General features: G+C 75.2%; 9 protein-coding genes. 4 read left to right on the forward strand and 5 right to left on the reverse strand.

Annotated elements, in window-relative coordinates; translation table 11 throughout:
• Positions 1-29: 29 nt before the first annotated feature.
• The gene (locus ENKNEFLB_RS11010; RefSeq protein WP_214059226.1) at positions 30-1,094 is read left to right on the forward strand and encodes a universal stress protein; all 1,065 of its coding nucleotides are present in this window, start codon (positions 30-32) and stop codon (positions 1,092-1,094) included.
• A 102-nt stretch (positions 1,095-1,196) separates the two neighbouring features.
• On the opposite strand, the gene ENKNEFLB_RS11015 is transcribed toward ENKNEFLB_RS11010, so the two are convergent.
• Complete coding sequence (locus ENKNEFLB_RS11015; protein ID WP_214059227.1) at positions 1,197-1,718, reverse strand: helix-turn-helix domain-containing protein; 522 nt, start codon at positions 1,716-1,718, stop codon at positions 1,197-1,199.
• A gap of 149 nt (positions 1,719-1,867) precedes the next feature.
• Between ENKNEFLB_RS11015 and ENKNEFLB_RS11020 the strand changes: the two genes are divergently transcribed.
• Positions 1,868-3,886 (forward strand): VWA domain-containing protein, encoded by a 2,019-nt coding sequence (locus ENKNEFLB_RS11020; RefSeq protein ID WP_214059228.1) that lies wholly within the window; start codon positions 1,868-1,870, stop codon positions 3,884-3,886.
• On the opposite strand, the gene ENKNEFLB_RS11025 is transcribed toward ENKNEFLB_RS11020, so the two are convergent.
• Both ENKNEFLB_RS11025 and ENKNEFLB_RS11030 read right to left on the reverse strand, forming a co-directional pair.
• A complete protein-coding gene (locus ENKNEFLB_RS11025) occupies positions 3,869-4,801 on the reverse strand; it encodes a serine/threonine-protein kinase (protein ID WP_246535963.1) in 933 nt (310 codons plus the stop codon). The genes ENKNEFLB_RS11020 and ENKNEFLB_RS11025 overlap by 18 nt on opposite strands.
• Before the next feature lie 32 nt (positions 4,802-4,833).
• Positions 4,834-5,472, reverse strand: coding sequence for a response regulator (locus ENKNEFLB_RS11030; RefSeq protein ID WP_275955968.1), 639 nt, complete (start codon positions 5,470-5,472; stop codon positions 4,834-4,836).
• Between the two features lie 170 nt (positions 5,473-5,642).
• On the opposite strand from ENKNEFLB_RS11030, the gene ENKNEFLB_RS11035 reads away from it, so the two are divergent.
• Positions 5,643-6,542, forward strand: coding sequence for a carbamate kinase (locus ENKNEFLB_RS11035; protein WP_214059229.1), 900 nt, complete (start codon positions 5,643-5,645; stop codon positions 6,540-6,542).
• Positions 6,543-6,547: 5 nt separating this feature from the next.
• Here the strand turns inward: ENKNEFLB_RS11035 and ENKNEFLB_RS11040 are convergent, their stop codons facing one another.
• A complete protein-coding gene (locus ENKNEFLB_RS11040; protein WP_214059230.1) occupies positions 6,548-9,271 on the reverse strand; it encodes an HAD-IC family P-type ATPase in 2,724 nt (907 codons plus the stop codon).
• Positions 9,272-9,429: 158 nt separating this feature from the next.
• Here ENKNEFLB_RS11040 and ENKNEFLB_RS11045 point away from each other — a divergent pair, with 158 nt between their 5' ends.
• On the forward strand, positions 9,430-11,121 hold the full coding sequence (locus ENKNEFLB_RS11045; RefSeq protein WP_246536005.1) for a GAF domain-containing sensor histidine kinase: 1,692 nt from the start codon (positions 9,430-9,432) through the stop codon (positions 11,119-11,121).
• 29 nt (positions 11,122-11,150) lie between these two features.
• Here the strand turns inward: ENKNEFLB_RS11045 and ENKNEFLB_RS11050 are convergent, their stop codons facing one another.
• The gene (locus ENKNEFLB_RS11050) at positions 11,151-12,083 is read right to left on the reverse strand and encodes a universal stress protein (RefSeq protein WP_214059232.1); all 933 of its coding nucleotides are present in this window, start codon (positions 12,081-12,083) and stop codon (positions 11,151-11,153) included.
• Positions 12,084-12,095 lie beyond the last annotated feature (12 nt).

Consider the following 12,095-nt stretch of genomic DNA (forward strand, 5'->3'; position numbering starts at 1 on the left):
TGACGGAGCACGACCCCCGAGGAGGCACCATGACCACCACCAGCAGGCCCCGGCGCAGATCCGTGCAGGTCGCCGGACTGCCAGGAACCCGCCCCACCCGCACCCCGCTCGGTGGCGTGCTGGTCGGCATCGACACCGGCCAGGACCCGCGGACGCGGGCCGACGAGGCCACCAGCCGTCCCCTCGGGGCCCTGGCCTGGGCGGTCGCCGAGGCACGCGCCTCCGGTCGCCCGCTGCACCTCCTCACGGCCTGCGCACCGTCCGAGCCGCTGAGCCCGGCCTTCGGCCGCCTGGCCACGCCCTACCCGGAACCGGCCTGGGACTCCGCCGGCCCGGCTCTCGAGGCCCTCGTCGAGGCACTGCCCGACCCGGAGGCGAGGTCGGCGACCACCGGTGTCACGACCGAGAGGGCCACCGGCCACGCGTGGGAGGTGCTGCTCGAGGCCTGCCCCGACGCGGGGATCCTGGTGATCGGCCAGCGCCGGCTCGGCGCCGTGCGCCGCTGGGTCGAGGGCAGCACCTCGATGGCCGTGGTCGGGCGCTGCCCGGTGCCGGTGGCCGTGGTCCCCGACGACTGGCCGCCGCCCGGGGCCCGCGACACCACGGACCCGGTCACGGTCGGCGTCGACCTGCACCCGGGCGACCTGCGTACCCCCACCGACGGCGTGACCGGTCGGCACCTGCGTCGTCACCGGGTCGAGCGCGCCGAGGCCACGGTCGGGTTCGCCGCGGCGTACGCCGCCCGGCACGGGGTCGCGCTACGGGTGCTCTGCAGCTGGGACCCCCCGCCCGAGCTGGCCTGGTCCGACGACCAGCTCGCGACCCACGAGGCACGCCGCACCGCCGACCTCGAGTCCTGGGTCGAGGGCCTCACGGACCGGCCGAGCGGCCTCGACGTGCGCGTCGAGACCAGCGTGGGACGCGCCGCGGAACGCCTGGTCGCGTACGCGGCGTCGAGCAGCCTGACCGTGGTCGGGCGGCACTCCGGCCTGGCGCACACCCCCGGGAGGTCGTTCGGGTCGTCGACGAGGGCGCTCCTGCGTCACGCGCCGAGCCCCGTGGTGGTCGTCCCGCCGACCGAGCCGAGGCGCTGACCGCTCACGCCTGACGCCGAGATGACGCTTGCGGCGCCTCGAGGTGACGCTCGCGGACACCCCGACCCCGTGGCACCCGGTGCCACGGGCGGAGCGGACCTCTCAGGCCAGGTGGGCGATCGAGGCGTGGTGTCGGTGCGCATCGGCGGCCGAGCCGGTGCCGTACGCACGCAGGACCTCGGCGATCCCGGGGTGCTCCTCCTCGAGGACCGCCGCGGCAGCCGCCAGCTCGCGGCCCGACGCGACCGCGCGCAGCACCCCGCTCACCGCGGCCGCCACGTCGGTGGGCGCCGTGGTGGCTGTGACCTCGCGGGAGCCGGTCAACGGCATGGTCTCCTCCCGGGAGATCTCGGCCACCCGCGTGGCCACCTGCTCGTGCGCCAGACCGGTCCCGACCTCGTCGACCAGCTGCAGCAGCGAGAAGAAACGCGCGGCCGCGTGCGGGTTGCCGATCTTGATCCGGTGACCGCTGGCCAGCTGGGAGAGCATCGGCGCGGAGATCCCCGTGGTCCGTGCCACCGCGGCCTGCGAGAGGCCCAGGGTCCCGGTGATCCGGCGCAGGCACTCGCCGATCGTGGCGCCGTAGAGCTCCCGCTGTCGCGCCACGTTGTCGGTCAGGTCCACGCTCGACCTCCTCGGCGTCGGTACTGCGCGACTCTAGTCGTCCCCGTCTGATTTGCAAACGCATCCTTGACATTTGCGAATGCGAAGGTCAAGGTCCTGGTGCACACCCCGGCACCACCGACCCGATGCGAAGGACGACGATGACCGTCATGCGTTCCCCGGCCCCAGTCCTGGCCCGAGTCCTGGCCCGAGTCCTGGCCCGAGTCCTGGCCCGAGTCCTGGCCCGAGTCCTGACCCGTGGCGTCGCCGCCGCGCTCGTGGTGGCACCCCTGACCGCGTTCGGGCCGCTGCCGGCCGCGGGCGCGACGGGGGAGCGGGACGGGTCCACGGCCGGCGAGTACGGGCGGGTGCTCCTGGTCCTGGACTCCTCCGGGTCCATGGAGGAGCCCGCGGCCGGCGGGCAGAGCAAGATCGAGGCCGCCAAGGAGGCCCTCGGTCGGGTGGTCGACGACCTGCCAGGGACCGCGGACGTCGGTCTGCGCGTGTTCGGCTCCGAGGTGTTCTCCCGGGACCAGCCCGGCGCCTGCACCGACTCCCAGCTGGTCGTGCCGCCCGGCGCCGACAACCGGGACGAGCTCCGCGCGGCCATCGCGGCCTACCGGCCGTTCGGTGAGACGCCGATCGCCCACGCTCTGACCGAGGCGGCCGGGGACCTCGGCGACGGGGGCACGCGCTCGATCGTGCTGGTCTCGGACGGCGTGGCCACGTGCGAGCCCGATCCGTGCGAGGTGGCCGCCGACCTCGCCGAGGCCGGGATCGACCTGCGGGTCGACGTCGTGGGCCTGGGTGTGGACGCGCGGGCGCGGGACCAGTTGTCATGCATCGCGCGGGAGGGCAACGGGGAGTACTACGACGCCGACTCCGCCGAGGACATCGTCGAGCAGCTCCAGACCGTGGCGACCCGCGCTGTCCGCCCGTTCGAGGTCGACGGCACCCCGGTCGAGGGCGGCACCGAGCTCGACCCCACGACGATCACCGCCGGCCTGTGGACCGACGAGGTCGCCGCCGAGGGAGCCGGCGAGGAGGAGAGCCGTTGGTTCCGCTACGAACGGACCATCCCGGGCTCGTCCGTGCACGTATCGGCGGTGAGCCTCGGCACCGAGGTGCGCGACTCGCTCGACGTCGACGTCAGCTCGGCCGAGGGCCTGGCCTGCTGGTCGGGCTTCGCCGCCAAGCAGCTGGTCAGCAGCGAGCTGGTCAGCACCGGCGTCACGGTGGACAGCTCTTCGGAGCCGATCAACGAGGAGTGCGTGGACGGCCCGCTCCGGATCGCGGTCTCACGCGGCACGCTCAGTGCTGGTCAGACCGCCGCCTACGGGCTGCAGGTGGTCGAGGAGCCGCCGGTCGGCGACCTGGCGGAGCTGCCACCCAGCGTGGGCCGCGCCCCCGAGATCACCGTGGACCCCGTCGACGACAGTCCCGAGCCCGTGCAGGGCGGCTCATCCTTCGGCACTGCGACCGAGGTCGCGCCCGGCGCCTACACCAGCTCGACGGTCGCCGGGGAGACCCAGGTCTTCAAGGTGCCGGTCTCCTGGGGGCAGACGCTCACCGCTCGCGTGGTGACGCCCGCGGCGACGGGGGCGATCGAGGAGGCGTCGACGAGGGTGCTCGGCCCCTTCGCCTCGGTCGCGGTGCACAACCCGCTGCGGCGGACGTCGGACACCCTGGGCGGCACGACCACCGGGTTCGCTGCCAGCAGCGTGAGCAACGAGCTCTCGACCGGCACCGGCGAGGTCCGCTACCGCAACCGGGAGGACCAGAACGCCTTCGACCTGGCGGGGTTCCACTACATCGAGTACGCCGTCGGCGATGACGAGGGCCTGGCCGGCCTGGAGCTTCCCTACCGGCTCGAGGTCGCCGTGGTCGGCGAGGAGGACGGTGTCCCGGAGTACGCCGGAGGAGCGTCGCTGGTGACCGGCGGGACCGGGCCCGACGAGACCGAGGATCCCGACGCCCCGGACGAGGGGCAGTCGCCCCCGGCAGCGGAGGGCTCCCAGGAGAGCGCCCAGGAGAGCACAGGGAACGCCCCGGAGGACGCGCAGGGGACCGCCGCCGAGGACTCCGACGACCCGGTACGGCTCCTCATCGCCGGCGGCCTCGGCCTGGTCGCGGTCGCGGCCGTCGGTCTCGGGGTGCTGCTGCTGCGGCGCTCACGCCCCCAGCAGTAGCCAGACGGCGCCGGCGGCCGCGAGCAGGCCGACGAGCACCAGGAGCAGGCCGGCCCACCGCCGCGGGTCGGCACCGGTCGGCTCGGCCGTCGGAGCCTCGATCTGGTCGAACACGTGCGGGGCCTCCTCGTCCGGGTCGGCGGCCAGGGGGGTCGACCGCAGGCGGGCGGCCAGCTCCGCGGCGGACGCGGGCCGGCGGCCCGGGTCGGCGTCGGCCGTCGCCAGCAGCAGGGCCACCAGGGGCCCGTGGGCCGGGTCGGCCGCCACCAGCGCGCGGGCCGCCCGGGACGCGCCGGGGGGTCGGACCCCGGTGAGCATCTCCAGCCCGCACGTGGCGAGGGCGAAGAGGTCCTGGCGGGGGTCGGGGTCGGCTCCGGCGCGTTGCTCGGGTGCCATGTAGCCGGGGCTCCCGATCACCTGGGAGCCGCGCGTCAGTCGCGCGTCGTCGAGCGCGACGGCGATCCCGAAGTCGGTGAGCCGGACGTGCGGTGGCCCGCTCCCGGTGGGTTCGAGCAGCAGGTTCGCGGGCTTGAGGTCGCGGTGCACCACCCCTGCCGCGTGCACCGCGGTGAGCGCATCGGCTGCCTGGAGCAGCACCGCCACGACGTACGACGCCGGCAGCGGCCCGTGGTCGCCCAGCAGGGTGGCGACGGAGCCGCCGCGCACCAGGGGCATGGTGAACACCACGCGGTGGTCCTCACCGGCCCAGGCCATCGGGGTGACCACGTGGGGGTGGTCGATGCGGGTCGCCTGCTCGCGCATGAACCGCATCAGGGAGGCGGCGTCGGAGTGCCGGAGGACCTTGCCGGCGTAGAGACGGTCGTCCTTGCGGTCGCGCACCACCCACACCGAGCCCATGCCGCCCTCGGCGATCGGTTCGAGCAGCTCGAAGCGCCCCGCGAAGACCTCTCCCACGCCGGCAGCGTAGGCGCTCCGACGCGAGGGCCTCAGAGCAGGCGCGTGGCGAGGACCGCGGCCTGGGTGCGCCGCTCGAGACCGAGCTTGGACAGGATGCTGGAGACGTAGTTCTTGACCGTCTTCTCGGCCAGGAACATCCGCTCGCCGATCTGCCGGTTCGTCAGGCCCTCCGCGATCAGGGCCAGCAGGCGCAGCTCCTGGTCGGTCAGGTCGCGCAGCTCGGTCGCGGTCTGCGCCGGATGGCGCACGCGCTCCAGCACCTTGGCGGTGAGCGCGGGGTCGATCAGCGACCGACCGGCCGCGACCTCCCGCACCGCGGCGACGAGGTCACCGCCCTTGGTCTCCTTGAGCACGTAGCCTGCGGCGCCGGCCATGATCGCAGCGAAGAGCGCCGCGTCGTCGTCGTAGGACGTGAGGATCAGGGCCTTGATCGTGGGGTCGACGGAGCGGACGTCGCGGCACACCGCCACGCCGGAACCGTCCGGCAGCCGACCGTCCAGCACGGCGACGTCGGGCCGCAGCGCGGGGATCCGGTGGGTGGCGTCCACCGCCGACCCGGACTCACCGACAACCTCGATGTCGCCGGCGCCCTCGAGCAGGGCTCGCAGGCCCTGCCGTACGACCTCGTGGTCGTCGAGCAGGTAGACACGGATCTTCTGGTCCTCGATGGTGGCCTCCCAGCAGCACGTGACGTCGTCCGACGCACCGCTCGACGTTCGCACCCGGACGGCGGGGTGGACAGGGTCTTTGGTCCCCAGCGCCGTGGGTCGCTCGCGTGCGAGCGTGAGGGGATGACAGCGCTCACCGACCTCCGCCCCGCCACCGCCCGGCCCGCGGGATGAGGGTGGTGGTCGCGCTCGGGGGCAACGCCCTGCTGCCGCGGGGCGAGGTCCCCGACGCCGTCGCCCAGGTCGCCCGGGTGTCCCGGGCGGCCCCCGCCCTGGCCCGGGTCGCCGCGGAGCACGAGGTGGTGCTGGTGCACGGCAACGGGCCCCAGGTCGGGATGCTGGCCCTCGAGACGGCCGCCGACGCCGCCCTGTCGCGGCCCTACCCTTTCAGCGAGCTCGTGGCGGAGACCCAGGGACTGATCGGCTACTGGTTGCAGCAGGGCCTGGTCAACGCGGGCCTGACCACCCCGGTCGTGACGCTGGTGACGCAGACCCTGGTGGCCGCCGACGACCCGGCCTTCGCCGACCCCACCAAGTTCGTCGGGAGCGTCTACGACGAGGCGCGGGCGCACGAGCTGGCCGCACGCGAGGGCTGGACGGTCCGTCCAGACGGTGCCGGCTGGCGCCGCGTCGTGGCCTCCCCGCTGCCGACCGACGTGCTCGAGGTCGACACCGCCCGGCTGCTGCTCGAGCACGGGACGACGGTGGTGCTGGCCGGGGGCGGCGGGGTCCCGGTCGTCGAGGGGGTCCACGGTCTCACCGGGGTCGACGCCGTCGTCGACAAGGACTTCGTGGCCGCCCTGGTCGCCACCCGGCTCGGCGCCGACGCGCTGGTGCTGCTCACCGACGTGCCCGCGGTGATGGCCGGCTGGGGCACTCCCGGCCAGCGAGCTCTCGGGGAGGTGCGCGCCGCGGACCTCGTGCTCGACGACTTCCCCGCCGGGTCGATGGGCCCCAAGGTCGCTGCGGCGGCGGGGTTCGTCACGGGCACCGGCGGACGGGCCGCGATCGGCTCGCTGGACGACGCCGCCGCGGTGGTGGCCGGGACGGCCGGCACGCAGGTGCGCTGAGCCCCTCAGCCGGTGGGCGTGCGCGCGCGACGGCGTACGGCGCGGGCCTTGTCCGCGGCGATCACGGCCGTGACCACGGCGGCCGCGGTCAGCACGCGGGCCCAGGAGGCGAGGTCCAGCGGCGCCGTGCCGAAGACGGTGTTCATCACCGGCAGGTAGGTGAACGCGGCCTGGGCGAGTAGCTGCACGACGATCCCGCCGACCACCCACGGGTTGGACAGCAGGCCGAGCCGCCAGGTGGCCCGGGTCTGGGACCGGCAGCTGACCAGGTAGGCGATCTCGACCAGCACGAAGACGCTCACCGCCGCCGTGCGCGCCTCGGCCAGGCCGCTGCCGGCGGCGAGCGCGGCGTCGAAGACCCAGGACGACGCCGCCACCAGGAGCCCCGCCACCAGCACGGTGCGCCAGACCAGGGGACCGGTGAGCAGCGGCCGGTCCGGCGCCCGTGGCGGGCGCAGCATCACCCCGGGCTCCCGCGGCTCGAAGGCCAGCGTCAGGCCGAGCAGGACCGCGGTGGTCATGTTGATCCACAGGATCTGCGTCGGCAGGATCGGCAGCGCGGTGCCGAGGAGCACGGCCACCAGGATCACCAGGCCCTCGCCCATGTTGGTCGGCAGCGTCCAGAGGATGAACTTCACCAGGTTGTCGAAGACGCCCCGGCCCTCCTCGACCGCGGCCTCGATCGTCGCGAAGTCGTCGTCCAGCAGGACCATGTCGGCGGCGTCCTTGGCCACCTCGGTGCCGCCGAGGCCCATCGCGATGCCGATGTCGGCGCGCCGCAGCGCCGGAGCGTCGTTGACGCCGTCGCCGGTCATCGCGACGACGTGCCCCTGGGCCTGCAGCGCCGTGACCAGCCGCAGCTTCTCCTCCGGGGCGACCCGCGCGAAGACCCGGGTCGAGGTGATGGCGGCGCCGTACGCCTCGTCGTCGAGCGAGGCCAGCTCGGCGCCGGTCAGGACGACCGGGCGGTCGGTGCGGGGGTCGAGGTGCAGCTCCGCGGCGACCGCCGCCGCGGTGGCCGCGTGGTCGCCGGTGATCATCCTGACCTCGATCCCGGCCGCCAGGCAGGCGGCGATCGCGGCCGCGGCGGCCGGCCGGGGCGGGTCGAGCATGGCCTGCAGGCCGGTCAGCACCAGGTCCGTGCGGTGCAGGTCGGCGGGGGTGAAGTCGACCGCGGAGCCGTCGACGTCGACCGCCGTGGCGAGCACCCGCAGGCCCCGCGCGGCCAGGTCGTCCACCGCCTGCGACAGCGCGGCGTGGTCGAGCGGCTCCGTGGTCCCGTCGGCACGCATCTGCAGGTCGCACAGGGCAGCGACCTGTTCCACCGCCCCCTTCACCAGCACCACACCGGTGCGGTCGTCCGCCTGGTGCAGCGTGGCCATGAAGGGACGCCGCGCGTCGAAGGGGATGGTCGCGGTCCGCGCGAGCCCTCTGCCGGGTACGCCGGCGACGTCGGTCTTGAGCGCGGCCACCTTCATCGCGCCCTCCGTGGGGTCGCCGGTCAGCAGCCACTGGCTGCCGTCGTGGTCGAGCCCCGCATCGTTGCACCACGACCCGGCCGTCAGGCTCCAGCGCAGTGCCGCGTCCCGCGCGGTGTCGGCCACCGCCCCGTCCCTGGTCACCTGCCCGTCCGGGTCGTACCCGGCGCCGGAGACGTCGTAGCTGCCGTCCGGGGTCCACACCGCGCGCACCGTCATCTGGTTGGTGGTCAGCGTGCCGGTCTTGTCGGTGCAGATCACGGTGGTGCCGCCGAGCGTCTCGACCGCGGGGAGGCGCCGGACGACGGCGTGGCGGTGGACCAGGCGGGTGACGCCGATGGCCAGCACCACCGTGACCGCGGCGGGCAGCGCCTCGGGGATGGCTCCGACCGCCAGGGCGACGGCAGCGGTGAACATCGACGCGGCGTCTTGTCCGCGCAGGAGCCCGACGGCGAAGGTGACCGCGGCCAGGGCGACGATGACGACGGTCAGCAGGGAGCTGAAGCGGGCCAGCTTGCGGGTCAGCGGGGTCGCCAGGAGCTCGGCCCCGCTCACCATCCGGTGGATGGCTCCGAGCTCGGTGTCCTCGCCGGTGGCCACCACCAGGCCCTGGGCCGACCCGGTGCGGACCAGGGTCCCGGCGTGGAACATGGTGCACCGGTCGGCGACCCGGGTCTCCGCGGGCAGGACCGCGTCACGCTTGGCGACCGGGTCCGACTCCCCGGTCAGCGCCGACTCGTCGACCCGCACGTCGTCGGCGCCGACCAGCCGCAGGTCCGCGGGCACCTTGTCCCCGGGCTGGAGGGCGACGAGGTCGCCAGGCACGAGGTCGGCCGAGCCGACGGTGCGCAGCCGGCCGTCGCGCACCACCCTGGCCTCGGCGAGCGCGAGGGAGCGCAGGCCCTCCAGCGCCGCGAGGGCCCGGGTCTCCTGGATGAACCCGACGGTCGCGTTGACCAGGACCACCGCCGCGATGACCGAGGCGTCGACGTACTCGCCGAGCACCAGGGTGGTGGCGGCCGCGGCCAGCAGCACGTAGATCAGGGGGTCGGCGAGCTGGCCCAGGGCCCGGCGCCACGCCGGGTCGCCGGTGGCCTCCGGCAGGACGTTGGGCCCGTGGTCCGCCAGGCGGGTCGCCGCCTCGGCCTCGCCCAGCCCGTCGCGTCCGTCGGTGCCGAGGCGCTCGACCTCGTCCACCACCGCGCGGGCGTGCGGGCGCGACGACGTGCGCGGTGCCAGGTCGAGGTCCATGGCCCGAGCCTGCGGCAGCGGGTGGGACCCGGGCAGAGCCCGACGCCTCCGCCGGTCGGGACCTGCGGCAGGGGCACCGACGTGCGTACGGTGGGTGGTGCCCGCGTTCCGACGGCCTCGGACAGCGTCCACCGAGACACCAGGAGCGCGCCGTGCCGATGCGTGAACCGACCGGAGACCACCCCGGGGTGTCCGAGCTGCGCACGACCACCCCCGCGCAGCTGCGACGGCTGATCCAGGCCAACCGGCTCGCCGTCGAGTACCTCGACCTCCCGCGTACGCTGCGCCAGATCGTGGAGGCCGCCGTCGACCTGGTCGGGGCGCCGTACGCCGCGATCGGGGTGCTCGGCACCGACGGCATGCTGGAGCAGTTCGTGCACACCGGGATGGACGAGGCCACCGTGGCGGCGATCGGCGACCTGCCGGTCGGGCGCGGGCTGCTGGCCCCGCCGTCCGAGGACCCCCGTCCGGTGCGCCTCGGCTCCATCACCGACGACCCCCGCTCGGTCGGCGTGCCCGCGGGCCACCCGGCCCTCGTCAGCTTCCTCGGGGTCCCGCTCCAGGTGCGCGACGAGGTGTACGGCCACCTCTACCTGGCCGACACCGAGCCGGGGGCGTTCAACCAGGACGACCAGGTGCTGGTCGAGGCGCTGGCCACCACGGCCGGCATCGCGATCGACCACGCCCGGCTCTTCGGTGAGAGCCAGCGCCGCGAGCGGTGGACCGCGGTGACCACGGAAATCACCCAGGAGCTGCTGAGCGCCTCCGAGGCCGACGCCCTGCAGCTGGTCGCCGACCGGGTCCGTGAGCTCGCCGGTGCCGCGCTGGTGGAGGTCGTGCTGACCCACGGCAGCGTCGATCCCTTCGACGACGTCCGCGCGGACCGGGTCAGCGGGGCGTCGGGCTCCCGGGTGCTGGGCCGGCGCCTCCCGGTGGGCGACGGCCTCGTGCGGCGCTGCCTGAGCACGCGTCGGCCCCAGCTGGTGGACGAGCTGCTCGACGAGCTGCTCGACGAGCAGGGCGAGCCCGCCCCGCGCTACCTCCCGGTCGCGGAGTGCGGGCCGGCGATGGCCCTCCCGCTGACCTCGGAGGTCGGGATGCGGGGCAGCATCCTGGTGCTCCGCGACCGGGGACAGCCCCGGTTCACCGAGCTCGACCTGGACGTCGCCGCGTCCCTCGCCGACCACGCCGCCCTGGCGCTGGACCGGGCCGACGCCCGGGTCGCCCGGGTCCGTCTGGACCAGGTGGACGAGCGGGACCGGATCGCCCGCGACCTGCACGACCACGTCGTGCAACGGCTCTACGCGGCCGGCCTGGGGATCCAGAGCGTCCGCTCCGCGCTGCCCGAGGGGCCGCTGCCGGACCGCCTCGGGGCCCAGGTCGACGAGCTCGACGCCACCATCCGTCAGGTGCGGACCACGATCTTCGGCCTGCACGACACCGGCGCCGAGGACGCCGGGCTGCGGACCAAGGTGCTCGCGGTCGTCGCGGCCACCGGGCACCTGCTGAGCGAGCCGCCCGCGGTCACCTTCCGTGGGCCGCTCGACCTGCTCGTCGACCCGCCGATGCACGAGGACGTCGAGGCCGTCGTGCGCGAGGGCCTCAGCAACGCCGGCCGGCACGCCCGGGCGCGGAACGTCGCGGTCGCGGTCGAGGCCGACCCGTCCTCCCTGGTGGTGCGGGTCCGCGACGACGGGGTCGGCCTCGGCGCCGGCACGCGCCGCAGCGGGCTGGACAACCTGCGGATCCGCGCCGAGCGCCGTGGCGGGTCCCTCGTGGTGGGCGCGCCGGACGCCGGCGGCACCCGGCTGACCTGGACCGTGCCGCTGGGCGCCGCGGCGGGCGGCTGAGCGTCACACCCCCCGCAGCCCGGGCCGCCTCAGCCGGGGGGCGACCCGGCCGCGACCACCGCGACGCTGCAGTGCGCGTGCTCGACCACCCTCGTGACGACCGAGTCGTGCACGAGGTCGTCCACCGGACCCCGGCGTCGCGCCGCGACGACCAGGAGGGAGGCGCGGTGCGAGGCAGCGATCAGCTGCTGGTCACGCACGCCCCGCTCGAGGACCAGCTCGTCCTTCACCTCGGGGTACCGCTCGCGCATGCCGGCGACGGACTCCGACAACAGCTCCCGGTGGTCTGCGACGTCGTCGTCGCGGACCAGGTGCACCCCGGTCCGGCGGAAACGGTCGTCGTCGACGACGTGCAGGGCGGTCAGGGGAAGGTGCCGCTGCGCCGCGATCCGGTAGGCCACCTCGACCGCGGCCTCGGAGTCCGCGGTCCCGTCGACGTCGACCACGACGCACCGGGGGCGACGGGTGCGCTCCTCGCCCCGCACCACCACGACGGTGCCGGTGGCGAGGCGGCTGACCGCGACGCTGACGGATCCGAGCAGGAGGCTGACGACCGGACCGCGGCCCCGCGAGCCCACGACCGTGAGGTCGGCGTCCCCGGACAGCGCGGTGAGGGCGTGGCGGGGGTCGTGCGTGCTGAGGACGGACCGGACCACCAGCGACGGGTCGGCCCGCACGGCGCGGGCCTCGGCCGCGGCCAGCAGGGAGCGGCCGGTCGCGCGCAGGTCGTCCACCACGGCGCGCAGGTCCGTGCCGGGGGTCCCCATCCACAAGGTCTCGCCCGCCGCGCTGAGGTGCGCCGCGTGCACGACGGTCAGGGCGCGGTGCTCGAGCCGCGCCTGCAGCACCGCCCAGTCCAGGGCCCGGTCGGACTGGACCGAGCCGTCGATCCCGACGACGACGGTGCCCGGCGGCGGTGCGCTGCTGCCGGACAGGACGTGAGGGGCGGTGAGGGTGGTCATGGGGCCACCGTG

It is taken from the genome of Nocardioides aquaticus (assembly GCF_018459925.1).
Taxonomy (GTDB): domain Bacteria; phylum Actinomycetota; class Actinomycetes; order Propionibacteriales; family Nocardioidaceae; genus Nocardioides; species Nocardioides aquaticus.